Origin of the sequence: Lentzea alba (genome assembly GCF_011067745.1) — a bacterium.
In the GTDB taxonomy this organism is placed as follows: Bacteria; Actinomycetota; Actinomycetes; order Mycobacteriales; family Pseudonocardiaceae; genus Lentzea; species Lentzea alba.
In genome coordinates this window covers 83,623-103,938 of record NZ_JAAMPJ010000005.1, presented here as the reverse complement: position 1 = coordinate 103,938, position 20,316 = coordinate 83,623, and the positions used below count along the sequence as shown (strand labels likewise).

Annotated in this window: 17 protein-coding genes; 8 read left to right on the top strand and 9 right to left on the bottom strand. The window is 67.2% G+C overall.

Features of this window, described 5'->3' with window-relative positions; genetic code table 11:
* The first annotated feature begins 24 nt into the window (after positions 1-24).
* Together G7043_RS19380 and G7043_RS19375 are read left to right on the top strand one after the other, a co-directional pair.
* On the top strand, positions 25-1,887 hold the full coding sequence (locus G7043_RS19380; RefSeq protein ID WP_207311421.1) for an ABC transporter permease: 1,863 nt from the start codon (positions 25-27) through the stop codon (positions 1,885-1,887).
* 12 nt (positions 1,888-1,899) lie between these two features.
* Complete coding sequence (locus tag G7043_RS19375) at positions 1,900-2,853, top strand: ABC transporter substrate-binding protein (protein ID WP_166047287.1); 954 nt, start codon at positions 1,900-1,902, stop codon at positions 2,851-2,853.
* 67 nt (positions 2,854-2,920) lie between these two features.
* On the opposite strand, the gene G7043_RS19370 is transcribed toward G7043_RS19375, so the two are convergent.
* From G7043_RS19370 to G7043_RS19340, 7 genes are all read right to left on the bottom strand, one after another.
* The gene (locus tag G7043_RS19370) at positions 2,921-3,097 is read right to left on the bottom strand and encodes a hypothetical protein (RefSeq protein WP_158102606.1); all 177 of its coding nucleotides are present in this window, start codon (positions 3,095-3,097) and stop codon (positions 2,921-2,923) included.
* A 164-nt stretch (positions 3,098-3,261) separates the two neighbouring features.
* On the bottom strand, positions 3,262-4,773 hold the full coding sequence (locus G7043_RS49400) for a PKD domain-containing protein (protein WP_166047285.1): 1,512 nt from the start codon (positions 4,771-4,773) through the stop codon (positions 3,262-3,264).
* Between the two features lie 110 nt (positions 4,774-4,883).
* A complete protein-coding gene (locus tag G7043_RS19360) occupies positions 4,884-7,790 on the bottom strand; it encodes an alpha-mannosidase (RefSeq protein WP_166047283.1) in 2,907 nt (968 codons plus the stop codon).
* A gap of 4 nt (positions 7,791-7,794) precedes the next feature.
* Positions 7,795-8,928 carry a glycoside hydrolase 5 family protein gene (locus G7043_RS19355; RefSeq protein WP_166047281.1) on the bottom strand — a complete coding sequence of 378 codons (1,134 nt, stop codon included), beginning with the start codon at positions 8,926-8,928 and terminating at the stop codon, positions 7,795-7,797.
* A 3-nt stretch (positions 8,929-8,931) separates the two neighbouring features.
* The gene (locus tag G7043_RS19350; protein WP_166047279.1) at positions 8,932-9,738 is read right to left on the bottom strand and encodes a carbohydrate ABC transporter permease; all 807 of its coding nucleotides are present in this window, start codon (positions 9,736-9,738) and stop codon (positions 8,932-8,934) included.
* Positions 9,735-10,604 carry a carbohydrate ABC transporter permease gene (locus G7043_RS19345; RefSeq protein WP_207311419.1) on the bottom strand — a complete coding sequence of 290 codons (870 nt, stop codon included), beginning with the start codon at positions 10,602-10,604 and terminating at the stop codon, positions 9,735-9,737. Before G7043_RS19345 ends, G7043_RS19350 begins: the two co-directional genes overlap by 4 nt.
* Complete coding sequence (locus tag G7043_RS19340) at positions 10,601-11,854, bottom strand: ABC transporter substrate-binding protein (RefSeq protein WP_166047277.1); 1,254 nt, start codon at positions 11,852-11,854, stop codon at positions 10,601-10,603. Before G7043_RS19340 ends, G7043_RS19345 begins: the two co-directional genes overlap by 4 nt.
* A gap of 114 nt (positions 11,855-11,968) precedes the next feature.
* On the opposite strand from G7043_RS19340, the gene G7043_RS19335 reads away from it, so the two are divergent.
* The gene (locus G7043_RS19335) at positions 11,969-12,955 is read left to right on the top strand and encodes a LacI family DNA-binding transcriptional regulator (protein WP_166047275.1); all 987 of its coding nucleotides are present in this window, start codon (positions 11,969-11,971) and stop codon (positions 12,953-12,955) included.
* 259 nt (positions 12,956-13,214) lie between these two features.
* Here G7043_RS19335 and G7043_RS19330 read toward each other — a convergent pair whose 3' ends face one another.
* Together G7043_RS19330 and G7043_RS19325 are read right to left on the bottom strand one after the other, a co-directional pair.
* The gene (locus G7043_RS19330) at positions 13,215-14,114 is read right to left on the bottom strand and encodes a LysR family transcriptional regulator (RefSeq protein ID WP_166047273.1); all 900 of its coding nucleotides are present in this window, start codon (positions 14,112-14,114) and stop codon (positions 13,215-13,217) included.
* Positions 14,115-14,408: 294 nt separating this feature from the next.
* Complete coding sequence (locus G7043_RS19325; protein WP_166047272.1) at positions 14,409-15,122, bottom strand: hypothetical protein; 714 nt, start codon at positions 15,120-15,122, stop codon at positions 14,409-14,411.
* Positions 15,123-15,333: 211 nt separating this feature from the next.
* Between G7043_RS19325 and tig the strand changes: the two genes are divergently transcribed.
* The 5 genes from tig (at position 15,334) to G7043_RS19300 (ending at position 20,314) form a co-directional block, all read left to right on the top strand.
* Positions 15,334-16,680 carry a trigger factor gene (gene tig / locus G7043_RS19320; protein WP_166047269.1) on the top strand — a complete coding sequence of 449 codons (1,347 nt, stop codon included), beginning with the start codon at positions 15,334-15,336 and terminating at the stop codon, positions 16,678-16,680.
* A gap of 145 nt (positions 16,681-16,825) precedes the next feature.
* On the top strand, positions 16,826-17,413 hold the full coding sequence (locus tag G7043_RS19315) for an ATP-dependent Clp protease proteolytic subunit (protein ID WP_086661640.1): 588 nt from the start codon (positions 16,826-16,828) through the stop codon (positions 17,411-17,413).
* A gap of 35 nt (positions 17,414-17,448) precedes the next feature.
* The gene (locus G7043_RS19310; protein ID WP_086661641.1) at positions 17,449-18,063 is read left to right on the top strand and encodes an ATP-dependent Clp protease proteolytic subunit; all 615 of its coding nucleotides are present in this window, start codon (positions 17,449-17,451) and stop codon (positions 18,061-18,063) included.
* Positions 18,064-18,389: 326 nt separating this feature from the next.
* The gene (gene clpX / locus G7043_RS19305; RefSeq protein WP_030468156.1) at positions 18,390-19,670 is read left to right on the top strand and encodes an ATP-dependent Clp protease ATP-binding subunit ClpX; all 1,281 of its coding nucleotides are present in this window, start codon (positions 18,390-18,392) and stop codon (positions 19,668-19,670) included.
* Positions 19,671-19,735: 65 nt separating this feature from the next.
* On the top strand, positions 19,736-20,314 hold the full coding sequence (locus G7043_RS19300) for an RBBP9/YdeN family alpha/beta hydrolase (RefSeq protein WP_166047265.1): 579 nt from the start codon (positions 19,736-19,738) through the stop codon (positions 20,312-20,314).
* Positions 20,315-20,316: the final 2 nt, after the last annotated feature.

Genomic DNA, 20,316 nt, shown 5'->3' with positions numbered 1-20,316 from the left:
CAGGCTCTGATAATCGGCGGGATCGTGCTCGCCTGGTTGGTGCTGTGGCTGCTGTTCCGCAACATCGGGACGCTGCCGCTGGACGCCTCCGCGCTGACGCCGTTGCACCGGTGGATCAACGACATCAACGACGCGGTCGGCGCGTCCAGGAACTCCAACCCGGTGTTCCTCTACTTCTTCAACGAGATCCGGCTTGTCATCGACGAGTTCGTGACCTTCGTGCAGGCGTTGATCGCGCAGCCGTCGTTCGGCCGGCCGGTGCCGGTGATCGGCTGGCTCGGCGTGGTCGGCATCGCGGGCTTCGTCAGCCTCGCCGTCGCCGGGTGGCGGGTGGCGCTGCTGACGATCGCGGGCTTCGTCTTCCTGGGGCTGCAGGGTTTGTGGCAGGAGAGCATGGACACGCTCTCGCTGACGCTCGCCGCCGTCGTGATCTCGTTGCTGTTCGGCATTCCGCTCGGGATCTGGGCGGGACTGTCCGATCGCGCCAACCGGGTGATGACACCGGTGCTCGATTTCATGCAGACCATGCCGACGTTCGTCTACCTGGCGCCGCTGACGTTGTTCTTCCTGATCGGCCCGGCCTCGGCGACGATCGCCACGCTGATCTACGCGGCGCCGCCGGCGATCCGGATCACCGCGCACGCCATCCGCTCGGTGCCGCGCAACACCGTCGAGGCTTCCGAATCCCTCGGGGCGACTCGGCAGCAGACGCTCGTGAAGGTGCTGCTGCCGTCCGCGCGCAAGACGATCGTGCTCGGCGTCAACCAGACGATCATGGCCGCGTTGTCGATGGTCACGATCGCCGCGTTGATCGACGCGCCGGGTCTGGGCAAGACGGTCGTGAAGGCGTTGCAGACGCTCGACGTCGGTACAGCGTTCAACGCGGGTCTGGCGATCGTGGTGCTGGCGATCGTGCTGGACCGGGTGACGACCGCAGCGACCGAACGCCGCAAGCTGCCGCGCTGGGCCTTCTTCGGCGGGCTCGGTGTCACGGGTGTCCTGGTGTACCTCTCCTACACCTACCTGTGGGCGGCCGAGTTCCAGTCCGACGTCGAGATCGGCAGCTCGATCCGGCAGGGCGCGACGGCCGTGACGGAGTGGGCGCAGGACTCGCTGCCGCTGATCACCGGTGGCTTCAAGGACTTCGTGACGTTCGTGTTGATCAACCCGCTGCAGGCGCTGCTGGCCGAGTCGCCGTGGTTCCTGGTGGCGCTGGTGATCGTGGCGCTGTCGTTCCTCATCGGCGGGGTCCGGGCCGCGGTGGTTTCGGCCGTGTGCCTGGGATTGCTGGTCGCGACCGGTCTGTGGCAGGACTCGATGATCACGCTGGCGTCCACCCTGGTCGCCACGATCATGGTGATGGTCCTCGGCATCGTGGTCGGCGTCTGGATGGGACGCAGCAAGCGGGCGGACCGGTTCATCCGGCCGGTCCTGGACGCCGGTCAGGTGATGCCCGCGTTCGTGTACCTGGTGCCGTTCCTGGCGTTGTTCTCGGCCAGCCGGTTCACGGCGATCATCGCGGCCGTGGTGTTCGCGGCGCCGGTCGCCATCAAGATCATCGCGGACGGCATCCGCGCGGTGTCGCCCACGACGGTCGAGGCGTCCACCGCGCTCGGGTCGAGCTCGTGGCAGACGATCGTGAAGGTGCAGCTGCCGATGGCGCGCGGGGCGTTGACGCTCGCCGCCAACCAGGGACTGATCTACGTGCTCTCGATGGTCGTCGTCGGCGGTCTCGTCGGCGCCGGCGCACTCGGCTACGACGTCGTCGCCGGGTTCTCGCAGGGCCAGTTGTACGGCAAGGGGCTCGCGGCCGGTGTCGCGATCGTCGTGCTGGGCGTGATGCTCGACCGCCTCACCCAGGCGGCCGCCAAGCGGTGGACCAACTAGGAGGTCTGGAAAGTGGCAAGGCACAACGTGCTGGGAGCGGTGCTTGTAGGAGCACTCGCGCTTTCTGGTTGCAGTGGCGCCAAGGTCGGTGACTCCTCCTCGGGCGCGACCGGCGACTGCGGCACGTTCAACCTCGCGGTCAACCCGTGGGTCGGCTACGAGGCGAACGCGGCTGTGCTCGCGTACGTGGCCGAGAAGGAGCTGAAGTGCAAGGTCACCAAGAAGGAGCTCAAGGAAGAGGTGGCCTGGCAGGGCTTCGGCACCGGTGAGGTCGACGCCGTGGTCGAGAACTGGGGCCACGACGACCTGCGCAAGAAGTACATCGACGAGCAGAAGACCGCCGTCAGCGCGGGGTCGACCGGGGTGAAGGGCCAGATCGGCTGGTACGTGCCGCCGTGGCTCGCCAAGGAGCACCCCGACATCCTCGACTGGAACAACCTCAACAAGTACGCCGACAAGTTCAAGACGTCCGAGTCCGGCGACAAGGGCCAGCTGCTCGACGGCGACCCGTCGTTCGTGACCAACGACGAGGCTCTGGTGAAGAACCTGAACCTCAACTACAAGGTCGTCTACGGCGGCAGCGAGACCGCGTTGATCCAGGCCTTCCGCCAGGCGGAGAAGGACAAGAAGTGGGTCATCGGCTACTTCTACTCGCCGCAGTGGCTGCTCAACGAGATCAAGCTGGAGAAGGTGAAGCTGCCCGAGTACAAGGCGGGCTGTGACGCCGACGCCGAGAAGGTCGCCTGCGACTACCCGGACTACGACCTCGACAAGATCGTGTCCAAGAAGTTCGCCGACGCGAACGGCCCGGCCTTCCAGCTGGTCAAGAACTTCAAGTGGACCAACGAGGACCAGAACACCGTGGCGAAGTACATCGCCGAGGACAAGATGAAGCCCGAGGACGCGGCCAAGAAGTGGGTCGACGCCAACGCCGACAAGGTCAAGGCGTGGACCGCTAAGGCCTAGGCAGCGCAACAGCCGTGAGGGGTGGTTCCCGGACGAGAGGAACCACCCCTCACGGCTACCCCCGGCATCACGCAGCCTGTTGGCCGTTGGGCACCTCAGGCTCGTGGCGGTGCGTCATGCGGTGCCACCACGAACGCGGCTTCCCGCCGTTGCGGTAGAACTCCTGGACCCGACGGGCGTCCTCACGCAGAGCCGCCTGCCGGTAGTCCATCTCCGCCTTGATCGCTTCGGGCGTCCACTCCATCTGACCCAGCTCCTCAGTTCGCTCTGTTGACGAGACTGAGATTGCTCCTGAGGGACGACCCCTTACATCGGACGATCACCTAAGGCTGGGCCGTGAGACCCCTTACCCGGCTGCCGAGGTCGGCCTCGGAGGGCTCTCCCCAGCCGGGTAAGGGGCCACCGCGGCTAGTCGACGGTGGCGGTCACTGCCGCCGGGCGGACGGTCGTGGCGACCGCGATCACGGAGTTGTCCATCGGCAGCGCGTCCCACGCCGGGGCCTGCAACGAGACGTCGGCGCGGAACGTCGCCTTGCCCAGTGCCGCGTCCTCGTTCGTGAACGTGTAGGTGAACTTGAACCTGACCGTGTCGGTCGGGTGCGCCGCCACATCGCGCTCGAGCACGCCGACCAGCACCCAATCCAAGTTGGCGCCCTTGGCCTTGTACAGCTTGACCGAGGTGTTCTTTTCGAGGTAGCGGGTGTTCCCGACCTTGACGGTGATCTCCTTCTGCTGTCCTACCTGCGCGGACGAGGGCACGGAGAACTTGGTGATGCCGACGTCGTGCGTCTTCACCACCACGGTGACGCTGTCAGTCGCCGTGCGTCCGTCCGCGGACGTCGCGCGAGCCGACACGGTGTAGGTGCCGTCCTTGGCGTAGCGGTGCGTCGCGTTCGTCTCGGTGCTCGGCGGCGTGGTCGTGCCGTCGCCGAAGTCCCACGCCGTGGTGACCTGCTCGTTCAGGTTGCCGTTGTGGTAGACCGAGAACGAGATGTCCTCGAAGATCGACCGCTCGTCTCTCCCGTACGTGTACAGGTCCGTGCTCAGCGGCGGCGCTTCCGCCAGCTCCACAGTGGGCGGCAGGGCGTAGTAGTCGAGGCCTTCCACCTGCACGTAGTACGTCTTGCCGGCGACGAGTCCGACCGTTTTGGAGGGGTCGTTGTACGCGGCCTGGGTGCACCCGAGCGATCGCAGTTCCGGCAGGGACGCGCCCTCGTAGACGGCGAGGCTGGGACCGTTGGCGCCGCCTCCCTTCACCCTGGCGACGACGGACTGCGAGCGGGTCGGCGTGTAGGAGTACCAAGCGGAGCGCTTGTACGTCCCGTTGCACTCCGTCGCCGACGGTTCGCCTGGTTCGTGGGAGGCCAGTGCGAAGTCCGGATAAGGCATGCTGAACGGCAGTGACGTGATCGGCTGCGCGTTGGCGAAGTCGTCGTTGGCGAGCCGCTGGACCCGCTGCACCGTGACGTCCTCCGCCGAGCCGGCGCCGCCGTTCCACGTGCTCAGCATGAAGTGGTAGGTCTGGCCGGCGGTCACCTGGATCGTGATCGGACTCGGACCGGGGGCGCCCCAGTTGCACCCGTTCTCGACCTTCCGCAGGTTGCCGCGGTCTCCGGTGAACGCCGCGATGTGCGGCGGGGAGGGCTTGTTGGTCGTGCCGAACCGCAGCAGGCCGTCCTCGGTGGCGGTGTGGTGGAACCAGACCGTGTGGCCGTTGGAGCCGGCGCTGGTGCACTCGTGCGGGTCGTCGGGCGCCACCGTGGCCGCGGCCAGGTCCACCTGCGTGGTGAACGGCAACGTCGTGACCGGTGTCGATGCGCCGAAGTCGTCGTTGGCCGGTGGTGCCGCCTGGGCGATGCCCGGCGTCAGCACTCCCAGCGCGAGCGCTGCGGCGACCGCGAGTGATCTCAGGACAAGCATGGACGAGTTCCCCCTCTTCCTGCCCCCACCCCCAGCGATGGGGGTCCCCACCTCCTGCACGCACGGGGCGGGGTGCCGGTTGCCCCCCGCCCCGAGCTGCCTCGTCCGTGCTACCTCGCGAAGCGCAGCGTGATCACCTGGAACGGGCGCAGCCCGACGTCCGCGGACGCGTCCGCCAGCGGCCGTTCGAGCAGGTCGGTCTCCTGGACGCCCTGGTAGGCGAAGGAGGTGCTGATCGAGGCACGCGCACGACCGCCGTGCGCCTCGTAGAGCCGGACGACGACATCGCCCGACCGGTCGTCCGCGAGCTTCACGGCCTCGACCCTGACCGCCGGGTTGTTCGTGCGGACCAGCGGTTCCGGTGCCCGGGAGCCGCGGACGGACCGCGGTGGCAGGTTGATGCGGTAGCCCGCGTCGATGGCCTCCGGCAGGCCGCCGACGACCAGCGCGTAGCGGAAGCGGTGTTCGCCCTGGTCGGTCTCGGGGTCGGGGAACCGCGGCGCGCGCAGCAGGGACAGCCGCACGGTCGTGGTGGTGCCGCCGTCCTCGCGGGTGGTGCGGGTGACCTCGTGGCCGTAGGTCGAGTCGTTGACCACCGCGACGCCGTAGCCGGGTTCGCCGACGTGCAGGAAGCGGTGGGCGCAGATCTCGAACTTCGCGGCCTCCCACGAGGTGTTGGTGTGCACCGGGCGGTGCAGGTGACCGAACTGGGTTTCCGCGGTCGAGACCTCGGCGCGCAGGTCGAGCGGGAACGCGATCTTGAGCAGCTTCTCCCGTTCCTGCCAGTCGACCTCGGTCTCGAAGTCGACCTGCTTCGCGCCCTCGCGCAGCCGGATGGTCTGGGTGAGCACCGAGTTGCCGAACTTCGCCCGCACCACGACGCCGTCCTCGGCGTCGACGCGTTCGGACGGGATCAGGTCGGCCTTCCAGTTGCGGTAGAACGGGTCGATGTCCCAGGCGTCCCACTGGTTCGGGTTGTCGCGGTGCAGTTGCGGCATGCCGGCGAACCCGTGCGGTGGCAGGACCTCGCGGTCGTCCTCCAGGTCGAAGACCGACAACACGATGCCGTCGGGGTCGATCGTGACGCGCAGCCGGCCGTTGTCCAGGACGCCGTTCTCCGGCGCCACGAACGGTTTCGGTGCGTCGCCGCCGAGCACGTCGAACGTCATCTCGTCGTCGCCGTCGCCCTTGATCGCGTCGATCGCGTCGGCGGTGAGCGCCTTCAGTTCGGCGGCCACGCGGGCGTAGGTGGCCTCGGCCTCGCGGTGCACCCAGGCGATCGAGCTGCCCGGCAGGATGTCGTGGAACTGGTGCAGGAGCACGGTCTTCCACAGCCGGTCGAGGTCCTCGTACGGGTAGTCGTGACCCTGGAGCGCGGCCGCGGTGGCCCAGTGCTCGGCCTCGCGCAGCAGGTGCTCGCTGCGCCGGTTGCCCTGCTTGGTCTTGGCTTGCGTGGTGTAGGTGGCGCGGTGTTTCTCCAGGTACAGCTCGCCCGCCCACACCGGTGCGTCCGGGTACTCGTCCTGCGCGGCCTGGAAGAACTCGCGCGGCGGCTCGACCCGCACGGTCGGCGAGCCCTCGAGGTTCGCGACCCGGTGCGCGGTCTCCATCATCTCGCGGGTGGGGCCACCACCGCCGTCGCCGTAGCCGAACGGCACCAGCGACCGGGACGCCTTGGCGTGCTCGGCGAACTGGCGGGACGCGCGGGCCAGCTCCTCGCCCGACAGCGACGAGTTGTACGTGTCGACCGGCGGGAAGTGCGTGAAGATCCGCGTGCCGTCGATGCCTTCCCACCAGAAGGTGTGGTGCGGGAACTTGTTGATCTGGTTCCACGACAGCTTCTGGGTGAGGAACCAGCGCGACCCGCTCAGCTTGATCAGCTGGGGAAGTGCGGCGCTGTAGCCGAACGAGTCCGGCAGCCAGACCTCCTCGGTCTCCACCCCGAAGTTGTCCAGGAAGAAGCGCTTGCCGTGCACGAGCTGGCGGGCCATCGCCTCACCGCCGGGCATGTTCGTGTCCGACTCGACCCACATGCCGCCGACCGGCACGAACTGTCCACTCCGGACCTTCGCGCGGACCCGGTCCCACACGTGCGGGTGATGGTCCTTCATCCACGCGTACTGCTGGGCCTGCGAGCACGCGAAGTAGAAGTCCGGGTACTCGTCCATCAGCTTCGTGACGTTCGAGAACGTCCTGGCGCACTTGCGGACCGTCTCGCGCAGCGGCCACAGCCAGGCGGAGTCGATGTGCGCATGGCCGATCGCGGACACCTTGTGCGCGGAAGCGTTGGCGGGCAACAACAGCACGTGTTCGAGCTCGGCGCGGGCCAGGTCGGCGGTGGCGGCGACCTCGTTGAGGTCCAGCGCGTCCATCGCCCGGTCCAGCGCGTGCAGGATCTTGTGCCGGCGCGGGTCGTGGTCCGGCAGCTCCTTCATGAGCGACTGCAGCACCTCGATGTCGAGCATCAGGTGCCACACCTGAGGCTGGAACACCGCGAGCTCGGCCTTGAGGATCCTGTACAACGGCTCGGAGCCCGCCGTTTCCTTGTCGCCCAGCTGGGTCGGCAGGAACGGGTGGAAGTCGAGGATCGTCGGGTTGCCCGCGGCTTCGAGGTAGAAGAGGACCTCGTCGCCGTCCACCGGCAGGTAGGTGTTGCGCGGTTCGATGCCCTTGATGGGCTCGCCCTGCGCGTTGTAGGCGAGGCCCTCGGACTGGAAGCCGGGGCCGGGGTGGGTGAAGCCGAGGTCCAGCACCACCTCGACCTGCTTGCCCTGCCACGCCCGCGGAACCTGGCCGGTCAGCCGGAACCAGCTCGTGCTCCAGGGCGCGCCCCACGCGTCGCCGACACTCGCCGGCGCGTAGGTGGCTTGGAGTGCTTCGGTGACCGGGACGGGCTCGTCCGGCACGTTCCACACGGCCAGTTCCAACGGCGCGGTCTCGCCGTAGATCGCCGGGCGGATGCGTTCCTTCAGCGTGCGGTTGAGTCGTTCTTCCAGCAGCGCGCGTTCGTCGTGCACGTGATCACCCCAGCTCGATCGAGGCCCGCACGCCATCGCGCGCGAGAGTCATCCACTCTTCGAAGAAGGCGCCACCCGGTCCCCACGAGGGACGGTCGCCGTGCAGCGTGATCGGCGTGCGCACGGCCGGCGTCGACTGTTGTGTCTCATGCTGGGCATCTCGCACGATCCTCGCGATCGCCTCCCCGAGCGGCTTGACCTTGCGTTCCGTCGTCAACAGCCCCAACTCGTACTCGCGTTCGGGGAAGTCCACCAACGCGCGGTCGACGTCGTGCGAGCACCACCACGTGACGCCCCACAGGTTCGCGCAGGTCAGCACGTTCGCAAGCGTTTGCTCGGCGAACTCGGGCGCCTGCTCCGCGCTGATCTCGGGCTGGGCCGCGCCGACCTCCTGCAGCCACACCGGCCGCCGAACGTCCTCCGCGTGCGCCTTGGCGAGCTCGACGAGGTATTCGGCGTGGTGGACGCTCTCGGTGCTCATCGGTCCATAGCGCTGCGCGGTGCCGTTGAAGACCCACGAGTGCACGGTCGTCATCGCGCCCAGGTTGGCCGCGTGCGCCGGCAGGAACGAGTGCTCGCTCTCGTACCAGACGGCGTCGTACTCGGAGTGCACGTGCGGGAAGCCCGGTGCGGCGCTGTCGCACTCGGTGAGCAGCGCGTCGATCCACGCCGCGGCCTGTTCCGGCGTGCACGGGTTCGACTCGGTGAGCAGGTTGACCTCGTTGCCCAGGGTGAAGCCGAGGAAGTTGGGCTTGTCGCGAAGGGCCTCGGCGAGCGTGCGGACGTAGAACCGCTGCCCGCTGATCACGTCGGGGTCGGTGAAGATGTTGCGCCGGTGCCAGGTCTGCACCCACGACGGGTAGAAGTCGAAGCTCGACAGATGACCCTGCAGCACGTCGACCTGCACGTCCAGGCCGGTCTCGTGGGCGGCGTCGAGCATCTGGGCCAACTGCTCGACGGCTTTCGGGCGGACCAGGCCGCGGTTGGGCTGGAAGACCGGCCACAGCGGGAAGACCCGCACGTGGTCGAGGCCGAGAGCGGCGATCGACTCGAAGTCGGCTTTGACGTCGTCGATGGAGAAGTCGAGCCAGTGGTGGAACCAGCCGGTCGAGGGCGTGTAGTTGACGCCGAAACGCAATGGTCACCCCTTGATCGCGCCTTCTCCCACACCGCGGAAGAAGTGCTTTTGCAGCAACAGGAAAAGCAGGATCAGCGGGAGGACGGCGATGATCGTGCCCGCCGCCACCAGCCGCTGGTTCTGCACGAACGTGCCCTGGAGGTACGCCAGACCGATGGTGAGCGTGTACTTCTCCTGGTCGCTCAGCACCACGAGCGGCCAGAGGAAGTCGTCCCAGCTGAACATGAACGAGAACAGCGCCACCACGACCAGCGTGCCCTTCACCGACGGCAGCGCGAGGCGGGTGAACCGCTGCCACGCGTTGGCGCCGTCGATGATCGCGGCTTCCTCGACCTCGGCGGGGAGTGCGAGGAAGGCGTTGCGCAGCAACAGAACGTTGAGCGCGGCGATCGAGCCGGGCAGCACGACGCCGGTCAGGGTGTTGGTGAGCCCGAATCCGCGCATCACCAGGAACAGCGAGATCAGGATGGCCTCGAACGGCACCAGGATGCTGCTCGCGAAGACCACCGCGGCGAACCTGCGGCCCCGGAACTTGAGCCGTGCCAGGGCGTAGCCGGCCATCGCCGCGCCGAGACAGTTCGTGATCACGTTGACGCTCGCCACGGTCAGCGAGTTGAGCGCGAAGGTCCAGACCGGCACGACGTCGGCGACCGCGGCGTAGTTGGCGAACGTAGGGTCGTCCGGGATGAAGTCGGGGACGAAGACGTCCTCGTTCGGTCCCTTGATGCTGGTCGCGAACTGCCACAGGAACGGCCCGATGCTGATCGCGAGGATCGCCAGAAGTGCGCTGTAGCGCAGTGCGAGCTTCACAGCTGTTCCTCCCGCCGGTTGAGCTTGAGGGTGACCAGCAGCAGGCCCAGCAGGATCACGAACAGCACGAAGCTCAACGCCGACGCGTACCCGACCTCGCCGGTGAGGCCGCGGCCGACCGACTGGATGAGCAGCACCATCGTCGTGCTCGCCCCACCCGGCCCGCCGGATCCGCCCGACAGCAGGTAGATCTCGGAGAACACGCGGAACCCGTTGACCGCGCTCAGTGCCGCGACGAGCACCATGGTCGGCCGGAGCGCGGGCACGGTGACCGACCAGAACCTCCTGATCGGCCCCGCGCCGTCGACCATCGCGGCCTCGTGCAGGTCCTTCGGCACGTTCGCGAGCGCGGCCAGGTAGATCACCATGTAGTAGCCGAGACCGCGCCAGACCGTGACGACCATCGAGCTGATCAGCAGCAGCGTCGAGTCGGTCAGGAACCCGATCCTGGTGCCGCCCAACGCTTCCACGACGTTGTTCACCAGGCCGCGGCTGTCCAGCAGCCACGTCCAGATGAGCCCGACCACGACCGCGGACGCGATCACCGGTGTGAAGAACGCCGTGCGGAAGATCCCGATGCCCGGCACGACCTTCTGCGCGAGCATCGCGATCAGCAGCGGCAACAGCACCAGCGGCGGCACCACGCCGACCATGTAGAGCAGGCTGTTGCGCGCGGCCACCCAGAACTTCGGGTCCTGGGCCATCCGCACGAAGTTGTCCACGCCGGTGAACTGGCCGCCGCCCAGCGCGCTCGCGTCGGTGAACGAGAGCACGATCATGTTCAGGAACGGGAAGATCACGAACAGGAGGCTGACGGCCAGTCCCGGCAACAGGAACAGCCACGGCGTGTACGGGCGGTGGGTCACTTAAGGAGCCTGTTGCACTCGTTGACGGCGTCGTCCAGCGCCTGTTTGGGAGACTTCTTGCCGAGCATGGCGTCGGCCAGCTGCTGCAGAAGTGCCTCCCGCATCTGGTCGCTGAACTGCACCGGCGTGTAGTTCACGGCGGTCTTGAGCTGCTTGGCCGCCGCGACCCGCACGCGCGCCTCGTCCGACCCGTCCTCGGTGGTGAAGTACGGGTCGTCGCCTCCCTTGCTGGTGCTGGGGAAGATCGACGCGAGCTTGGCGAACTTCACCTGGTTCTCGGCGTTGGTGAGGAACCGGCCGAACGCGAGCGCGGTCGCCTGGTTCTTGCTGCTCTTCGGCACGCTCACGCCGTGCAGGAACATGTTGGCGCTGCCCGTGTTCGTGATGGGCTTGGTGATGCCGATGTTCGCGTACAGGCTGGGCGCGTCGGTCTTGAACTTGCCCAGGTCGTAAGCGCTGCCGGGACTGAGCGCGGTCTGCTGCGCCATGAACTTCGCGCCGGAGCCGGTGTAGTTCTGCGTCAGCGCCTCGGGAATCAGCGCGCCCGCGTCGTACATCCGCTTGTAGCTCTCGACGAACTCGACGCCCTTGGCCTCGTTGAAGGTGAACTTGTCGTTGTCGAACAACTTCACGCCGTACAGCCCGAAGTCCGCGATGGTCGGCGTCTGGCCGAGCATCGCGACCTTCTTCTGCGCGAGCTGCAGCGCCTGTTGTTCCAGCTCCTTGAAGTTCGCCGGCGGCTTGTTCGGGTCGAGCCCGGCCTGCTGGAACAGCGCCTTGTTGTAGAAGACCGGCCCTGTGTTGAGGTACCAGGGGAAGCCGTAGCAGCCGCCCTTGCCGGGGATCTCGAACGCCTGCCAGGCGTTCTCGAGGTACTCGGGCTTGGCGTCCTTGAGTTCCTGGTCCAGGTCGACCAGCTGACCCGCCTTGGCCAGCGGGAAGCTGAGGTCCGGCGGCACGTTGATCACGTCGGGCAGGCTGCCCGCGCTCGCGTCGGCCATGACCTTGGCCAGGTACCCGTCCGCGGGCTGGTCCACCCACTTCACGGTGGTGCCCTGGTGCTGCTTCTGGAACGCGTCGACGACACCGTTGACGTAGTCGGTGTACTTGGGCTTGAGAGACCAGGTCTGGAACGTGATCTCGCCGGTGACCTGGCCGGACGCCGACGAGTTGCTCGTGGTGTTGCTCGACAGACCACAGCCCGCGACGGGCACCGCCGCCAGGCCCGCGAGGAACGTGCGCCTCTTCATTGACACCCACCTCCTTGGTCGCGGACCCTAGCTAAACCGGTTTATCTCCGGCTAGCCTCCGGACGTCTTGTTGTCTTGTTCCGGACAGGGCAGGGCCGGCTGGAGGGTGTTGCGGTGAAGAGGCCGACCATCAAGGACATCGCGGCCGCGGCCGGGGTGTCGAAGGGGGCTGTCTCACTCGCCCTGAACGGGCGGGCCGGGGTGTCCGAGTCGACGCGTGCTCGCGTGCTCGACGTGGCGTCGACCCTGGGGTATCGGCCGTCGGTCACCGCTCGGGCGTTGTCTTCCGCCTCGGCTGACGCCGTGGGGCTGGTGCTGGTGAGGCCGCCTCGGGCTCTGGGGGACGAGGCGTTCTTCTTCCAGTTGATCGCCGGGATGCAGTCCGAGATGTCATCCGCGTTGTTGTTGCAGGTGGTTTCTTCTCGTGACGCCGAGATCGCTCTGTACCAGCGGTGGTGGGCCGAGCACCGGGTCGACGGGGTGTTCCTCGTGGATCTGCTGGTGTCGGATCCGCGGGTCGAGTTGATGTCTTCGCTCGGGCTGCCGGCCGTCGTGGTGGGTGGGGCGGGGCACCACGGGTCGCTGGCCTCGGTGTGGGCCGATGACTACGCGGCCATGACTTCTGTGGTGGAGTACCTGAAGTCGTTGGGGCATCGGCGGATTGCTCGGGTTGCCGGGTTGTCGTCGTTGTTGCACACGGTGCGGCGGGATCAGGCTTTTGAGTCTGCTGTGGACGGTGTGATCGTTTCTGGGGATTACACGGCTGAGGCTGGGGCGGCTGCTACTCGTTCGTTGTTGGGGTCGGTTGAGCCGCCTACTGCGATCGTTTATGACAACGATGTTATGGCGGTGGCTGGGGCTGAGGTGGCTCTGTCTCTTGGGGTTGTGGTGCCGGACGAGTTGTCGATCGTGGCTTGGGACGACTCGGTTCTGTGTCAGCACGGGCGGTTGACTGCGTTGTCTCGGGACACGTTCGCGTTTGGGGCTCGGGCGGCTCGGGCTTTGTTGGCCGTGGTGGAGGGGGCTTCGCCTACTGACGTTGAGGATGTTTTGCCTGAGTTGGTGGTTCGGGGGAGTACTGGGGTTGCGCCTGGGCGGTAGGTGGGGGCGCGGGGCGAGCGGGCGGGTCACGTTCCGGGTGGGGCGCGAGTGACCCCGCCAATCTGATCAGGGGGGCCAGCGCCGCGGGCGGGTTGATGGCACGCCTGTTCCGTTGGGAGGCTGCCAGTTCCGTAGGTGGTGCGGTCCGGGCGGGACCCCACCCGGACCGCACGGGAAAAGCGAAGAGCAGCTCAGCTCCGCCGTCGCCAAGCGCCTCGGCTCCGCCTTCGGGGTGCCTCGCCTGCGGCATCGGGCTTGATCAGGTCAGGGAAGCGACCTGGTCGCTGACCACCTGGGCCGCGGCTGAGACCAGAGCGGTCACCGCCGGGTTCGTCGAGTTGTCCTGGCGCCAGCCGAACTGCGTGTAGACGCGGAAGGACGCGGACCAGGGCAAGCGGACCAACCTGCCGTCGGCGAGCTCGGTGGAGACGGTGACTTCAGGCATCAGGGCTATGCCCAGGCCGGAGGCTACGGCGCGTTTGGCGGCGTCGACTGAGTCGAGTTCCAGGATGGGGGCTCTGGTGTCGTCGTAGCCGAGGGAGTGTTCGAACAGTTCGTGGTAGGAGGCGCCGTTCTCGGCTCTGATCAGGGTGCTGCTGGTCAGGTCGTCCTCGGTGAGCGACTGGCGTTGGGTCAGCGGGTGGTTCGCGCTTGCGACCATGACCAGGGGCTCGGGGCAGAGGACTGTTGTTTCGAGGCCTTCGCGGGGTTCTATCGCGCCGATGAAGAAGGCGCAGTCGAGTTGGCCGTCGCGCACTGAGGCGAGGTTGTTCAGGGTGTTGCGCGAGTGCAGGGAGAGTTGGACGGACGGGTAGCGCCAGCACATGTATTCGATGAGTGGTAGCAGACGGTAGTCGGTCAAACTCTGTGCGGAGCCGATGACCAGTTTGCCGTGGGGCTCACCGTTCATCGTTATGGCTTTTCGGGCCTTTTCGGTGAGGTTGATGATGTTTCGCGCGAACGGGAGCAGTTCCACGCCCGCGGACGTCATCTGGATACCTCGCGGGAGGCGCCGGAAAAGGACGACCCCGAGGCCCTCCTCGAGTGCCTTGATGCGGGTCGTGATGGTCGGCTGCGAGCAGTTGAGCGTGGCAGCGGCCTTGGTGAAGCTCCCTGTCTGAACCACGGTTGTGAACGCGAGAAGCTGGCGTGTCTCCATCAGGCGGATCCTCGGGGTAAAACGGTGCGACGACTTTTTCTCGTTCGTTCCCGTGGTCCTGTTACGGATGGTGCGGGAGAAGTAACGCTACCTGTCAGTCGCGAGGTCGCGATTAGTGCTAACGGAGTCATCTTGATCGGTCGCGAAAGGCTGTTTCGGCCGAAAGAGTGAAATTGGGTCGAGGGTCTTTGACGGGCGGTAGCTGGGTGACTCTTTTCTGTTAGGTGGTTCGCCAGGCGAACAAAAAAGCGCCGCCGCCCTGAAGTGGGCGGCGGCGCTGGGAGCGGTGCGGGACTAGCAGGAGGCGGCGGAGGTGCCTGCCAGGACGCGGAAGGTCTTGCCCTTCTGGGTGATCTCCAGTTCGTAGCCGCTGGCGCCGGACTTCGCGCGGCCGTCGTACTTGGCGAACTGCGGGTACGCGGCGGCCAGGGCGGTGGTCGTGATGGAGTTGACCTTCACGGTGGTAGGGGTGCGGGTGCCGGTCGCCTCGTCGGCGACCACGGCGCTGGTCGTGCCCTCCAGGCTGGTCACCTCGTAGAGCTCGCCCGCGTGCTGGCGCAGCCACAGGCGGGGGCTGCCGCTGCCGCCGGTGAACAGCGGGCCGTCGACCGTGCAGGACACGCCGCGGTTGCCGAGCTTGAGCACTGCGAACGGCACGTCGCGGGAGTCGCCGTCGACCAGGGAGATGAAGCCGCTGGTGCCCGCGCTCGCGGAGGTGGACGTGGCGGAGGCGCTGGCGCGGAAGTCCTGCCTGGGCAGGCCCGCGCCGTAGGTCTCGTCGGACAGGCGGACGTCCCAGCCGGGGTGGACCGCGGTGTAGCCGGAGGCGATGTACGGCGCGGTGAGGTCGCCCTGTTCGGTGTAGATGCCGTGGGTCGTCGTGCCGTTGCTGAAGATGTACGCGGCCACTGTGGATTCGGGCTGTTCGGCCGCGTTGGCCGCCGGTGCGGCGGTCAGGCTGAGCAGGGCGGCGCCGGCTGCGAGCAGGCGCGCGGAAGTTTTGGACATGCGTGTTCCCCCAGGATCACGTTGAAGCCCCCAAGGCGGACAGATCGCCCGCGGCGCAGACGCTAGCGGCTCCCAGGCGGGGTTGTCACGGGGTCAAAGCGGGGTGGCGGCGGTCACAGAGCGGGTCTCGCCTAGACTCGCTGGGAATCCGGGCGCCAGCTAAGGCGGTACCGGCTGTCTGCACGTTCTTGTTCGTTACGAGGAGTCCACGTTGAAGAGCACCGTCGAGCACCTGAGCCCGACGAGGGTCCGGATCAACGTCGAGGTGCCGTTCGACGAGCTCAAGTCGAACTTCGACCAGGCGTACCGGAAGCTCGCGAAGCAGGTCCGCATCCCCGGTTTCCGACCGGGCAAGGCCCCCGCCAAGGTGCTGGAGAGCCGCATCGGCCGCGCTCCGGTCCTGGACGAGGTCATCCAGGAGGCCATCCCGGCCAAGTACCTGGAGGCGGTCAACGCGGGTGAGGTGCGCACGCTCGGCCGCCCCGACTTCGAGGTCACGAAGATCGAAGACGGCGAGACGCTCGAGTTCACCGCCGAGGTCGACGTTCGTCCCGAGATCACCGTGCCCGCGTTCGGCGAGCTGGCCGTGACCGTCGACGAGCAGGAGGTCGCCGAAGAGGACGTGACCACCCAGCTCGACGAGCTCCGCGCCCGCTTCGGCACCCTGACCGGTGTCTCCCGCCCGGCCGAGACCGGCGACTTCGTCAGCGTCGACCTGTCCGCGACGGTCGACGGCGAAGAGGTCGAGGAGGCCCGCACCGCCGGCCTGTCCTACGAGATCGGCTCCGGCCAGCTCGTCGAGGGCATCGACGACGCGCTCGTCGGCGCCGCCGAGGGTGAGACCAAGACCTTCACCACCACGCTCGTCGCGGGTGAGCACTCCGGCCGCGAGGCCGAGGTCTCCGTCGTGCTGAACTCCGTCAAGGAGCGTCAGCTGCCCGAGCTGGACGACGAGTTCGCGCAGCTCGCCAGCGAGTTCGACACGCTCGACGAGCTCAAGGACGACCTGAAGACCCGCCTGAGCCGCGTCAAGAAGATGCAGCAGGGCGTCCAGGCGCGCGACAAGGTCCTCGAGGCGCTGCTGGAGACCACCGAGGTCCCGCTGCCCGAGGGCATCGTCCAGGGCGAGATCGACGCGCGGAAGCACGACGCCGTGCACGCCTTCGACCACGACGACGCGAAGTTCGCCGCGTGGCTCGAGGAGCAGGGCCAGACGGAGGAGGAGTTCGACGCCGAGCTGCGCAAGGCCGCCGAGCAGGCCGTCAAGACGCAGCTGGTGCTCGACTCGATCGCCGACGCCGAGCAGGTCACGGTGTCCGACGGCGAGCTGACCGAGCGGATCATCTACCAGGCCCAGCGCTTCGGCATCTCGCCCGACGAGTACGTCAAGCGCGCGCAGCAGTCCGGCCAGCTCGGCGCGATCTTCGCCGACGTCCGCCGGGGCAAGGCGCTTGCGAGCGTTGTGCGCCAGGCCACGGTCAGCGACACGGCCGGTCAGAAGCTGGACCTCGACGAGCTCTTCGGCGAGACCAAGTCCGATGAGGACGGCCAGGAGTAACGCCTAGAGCGAACGCGGGCGGTGTCGGGCATCTGACGCCGCCCGCCTTCGTTAAGGTCGAATGCAGAGAGTTTTCGCATCCAGATTCGTTCCACCTGGAGTTAGGCAGGCAGACGTGACGCAGCACTCCTTCCCGACCCCCGAGATGCGGTCGGCCACCGCCGGGATGAACCTCAACGACTCGGTGTACGAGCGGCTGCTCCGCGAGCGGATCATCGTCCTGGGATCGCAGGTCGAAGAGGGCATCGCCAACCAGATCACCGCTCAGCTGCTGCTCCTCGCCGCTGAGGACCCCGAGAAGGACATCACCCTCTACATCAACTCGCCTGGTGGCTCCGTCACGGCGGGCATGGCCATCTTCGACACGATGCAGCTCATCGAGCCGGACGTGGCCACGTACGCGATGGGCCTCGCGGCCTCGATGGGGCAGTTCCTCCTCTCCGCGGGCACCCCTGGCAAGCGCCACGCGCTCCCGCACGCCCGGATCCTCATGCACCAGCCGTCGGCCGGTGTCGGCGGTACGGCCGCGGACATCGCGATCCAGGCGGACATGCTGACGCGCACCAAGCGCGAGATGGCCGAGCTGATTGCCGAGCACACCGGCCAGACGCTCGAGACCATCACCCGCGACTCCGACCGCGACCGCTGGTTCACGGCGCAGGAAGCGCTGGAGTACGGCTTCGTCGACAAGGTCGTCACCAGGGCCCAGCCCGTCGGCGACTCGAACAACTGACGTCAGCTAGGAGACCTCAAGTGAGCCAGTTCCACATGCCTCAGTCGCGGTACGTGCTGCCGTCGTTCGTCGAGCGCACGAGCTATGGCATGAAGGAGTCGAACCCGTACAACAAGCTGTTCGAGGAGCGCATCATCTTCCTCGGCGTGCAGGTTGACGACGCTTCGGCCAACGACGTCATGGCGCAGCTGCTGGTCCTCGAGTCGGAGGACCCGGACCGCGACATCCTGATGTACATCAACTCGCCGGGTGGCTCGTTCACCTCGTTGATGGCCATCTACGACACCATGCAGTTCGTCCGCCCGGACATCCAGACGTACTGCCTCGGCCAGGCGGCCTCCGCCGCGGCCGTGCTGCTGGCGGCCGGCACGCCCGGCAAGCGCCACGCGTTGCCGAACGCGCGAATCCTGATCCACCAGCCTTCGATGGAGGGCGCGTACGGTCAGGTGTCCGACCTGGAGATCCAGTCGAACGAGATCCAGCGCGTGCGCCGCCTGATGGAGTCCACCCTCGCGCGGCACACCAACCGGACGGCAGAGGAGGTCCGCGAGAGCATCGAGCGCGACCGGATCCTCACGGCCGACGAGGCCAAGGAATACGGCATCGTCGACACGGTGCTGCCCTACCGGAAGCTTTCCGCCAAGTCCTGACGCGGTCGGCGGGGCGGAGTGTGCTCGCGAAGAGCGCTCACCTCTCCGCCGCCCGGTGTCGTCTGGGGGACACCCCAGATCCCGGGTCCCGTCCCGGTGGCTGGGAAACCCCAGCCACCGGGCACCGCGCGCCCACCCGACACGCCGATGTGACCGGTTAACCGGCCTGATCGGCGCGTCGGAGGACGCTGGTCCTCCCCTGAAACGGGGTCGGCCAGGTACCGTCAGGAGAACGGGCTCAGCACCCACAGCCAGTGGGACTGCCACAGCAAGTCAGCAGGCGCACTACAGCAGGTGTGCGCCGGAGGGGACATAGGTCAGCGGTCATGGCGCGTATCGGTGACGGCGGCGACTTGCTGAAGTGCTCTTTCTGCGGAAAGAGCCAAAAGCAGGTGAAGAAACTCATCGCCGGCCCCGGCGTCTACATCTGCGATGAGTGCATCGATCTCTGCAACGAGATCATCGAGGAGGAGCTGGCCGAAGCCGGCGACGTGAAGCTCGACGAGCTGCCGAAGCCCGCCGAGATCCACGAGTTCCTCGACCAGTACGTCATCGGCCAGAGTGATGCCAAGCGCACCCTCTCCGTCGCCGTCTACAACCACTACAAGCGCATCCAGGCGGGCGACCGCGGGCGCGAGGGTCGTGACGACGGCGTCGAGCTGGCGAAGTCGAACATCCTGATGCTCGGCCCGACGGGCTGCGGCAAGACCTACCTCGCGCAGACGCTCGCGAAGATGCTGAACGTGCCGTTCGCCATCGCCGACGCGACGGCACTGACGGAGGCCGGGTACGTCGGTGAGGACGTCGAGAACATCCTCCTGAAGCTCATCCAGGCCGCCGACTACGACGTGAAGCGCGCCGAGACGGGCATCATCTACATCGACGAGGTCGACAAGATCGCTCGAAAGAGTGAAAATCCGTCGATCACGCGCGATGTGTCCGGCGAGGGTGTTCAGCAGGCACTGCTCAAGATCCTGGAAGGCACCACCGCCTCGGTGCCCCCGCAGGGCGGCCGCAAGCACCCGCACCAGGAGTTCATCCAGATCGACACGACGAACGTGCTGTTCATCGTGGCGGGCGCGTTCGCGGGGCTGGAGAAGATCATCCAGGACCGCGTCGGCAAGCGAGGCCTCGGCTTCGGTGCCGAGGTGCGCTCCAAGGCCGAGGTGGACGCGGCGGACTACTTCGCCGACTCCATGCCGGAGGACCTGATCAAGTTCGGTCTGATCCCCGAGTTCATCGGGCGTCTGCCGATGGTCGCCTCCGTCACGAACCTCGACAAGCCGTCACTGGTGATGATCCTCACCGAGCCGAAGAACGCGCTGGTCAAGCAGTACCAGAAGCTCTTCGAGATGGACGGCGTCGAGCTCGAGTTCACCAAGACCGCGCTCGAAGCGGTCGCCGACCAGGCGATCCTGCGCGGTACCGGTGCTCGTGGTCTGCGCGCGATCATGGAAGAGGTCCTGCTCCCGGTGATGTACGACATCCCGAGCCGCACGGACGTCGCCAAGGTCGTCATCACCGAGCAGACGGTGAAGGAGAACGTGAACCCGACGATCGTGGCCCGGCAGCCCTCGCGCCGGGAGCGGCGGGAGAAGTCCGCGTAGTTCGATCTTCAGACAAGGGCGCCGGTGATCACACCGGCGCCCTCTCTGCGTTCTAAGGTGGAGGTATGTCGCTGCCTCACGTGCTCCTGATCCACGGCTACACCGGTTCCGGTCCCGGCCACTGGCAGCGCTGGCTGGCCCAGACGGTGTCCGAGCACGGCGGCCTCGCCGACATGCCGCACTTCAGCGACCCCGACCAGCCCGACCGCGACACCTGGCTGCGTGAGCTCGACACCCACCTCGAAGCCGCACCCACCGACCGCGAACGGGTCGTCGTCGCGCACTCGCTCGGCTGCTACCTCTGGCTGCACCACGCCGCCCGCGAGGGCATCGGTCACGTCGACCGCGTGCTGCTGGTCGCCCCGCCCGCACCGGACTACGCGGAACCGGCCATCAAGTCGTTCTTCCCGGCCCCGCTCGACCCGGCAGGACTGCGCCGCGCCGCCACCGAGACGCGCCTGGTCGTGGGCGACGGCGACCCGTACTGCTCGATGCCGGCGGCCAAGCAGCTGGCCGAGGCGTTGCGGATCGAAATCGACGTGCTTCCCGACGCCGGACACATCAACATCGACGCGGGCTACGGGGAGTGGCCAGCGGTGCTCAAGTGGGTGCGGTCGAAGACGGTGCCGCTCTCACCGCGCTAGAC

What these genes read in the sequence shown, in the direction of transcription:
- G7043_RS19370 (WP_158102606.1), bottom strand. Translation starts at nt 3,097, where the DNA reads ATGGAGTGGACGCCCGAAGCGATCAAGGCGGAGATGGACTACCGGCAG.
- G7043_RS49400 (WP_166047285.1), bottom strand. Translation starts at nt 4,773, where the DNA reads ATGCTTGTCCTGAGATCACTCGCGGTCGCCGCAGCGCTCGCGCTGGGA.
- G7043_RS19340 (WP_166047277.1), bottom strand. Translation starts at nt 11,854, where the DNA reads ATGAAGAGGCGCACGTTCCTCGCGGGCCTGGCGGCGGTGCCCGTCGCG.
- G7043_RS19330 (WP_166047273.1), bottom strand. Translation starts at nt 14,114, where the DNA reads ATGGAGACACGCCAGCTTCTCGCGTTCACAACCGTGGTTCAGACAGGG.
- G7043_RS19325 (WP_166047272.1), bottom strand. Translation starts at nt 15,122, where the DNA reads ATGTCCAAAACTTCCGCGCGCCTGCTCGCAGCCGGCGCCGCCCTGCTC.
- G7043_RS19315 (WP_086661640.1), top strand. Translation starts at nt 16,826, where the DNA reads ATGCGGTCGGCCACCGCCGGGATGAACCTCAACGACTCGGTGTACGAG.
- G7043_RS19310 (WP_086661641.1), top strand. Translation starts at nt 17,449, where the DNA reads ATGCCTCAGTCGCGGTACGTGCTGCCGTCGTTCGTCGAGCGCACGAGC.
- clpX (WP_030468156.1), top strand. Translation starts at nt 18,390, where the DNA reads ATGGCGCGTATCGGTGACGGCGGCGACTTGCTGAAGTGCTCTTTCTGC.
- G7043_RS19300 (WP_166047265.1), top strand. Translation starts at nt 19,736, where the DNA reads ATGTCGCTGCCTCACGTGCTCCTGATCCACGGCTACACCGGTTCCGGT.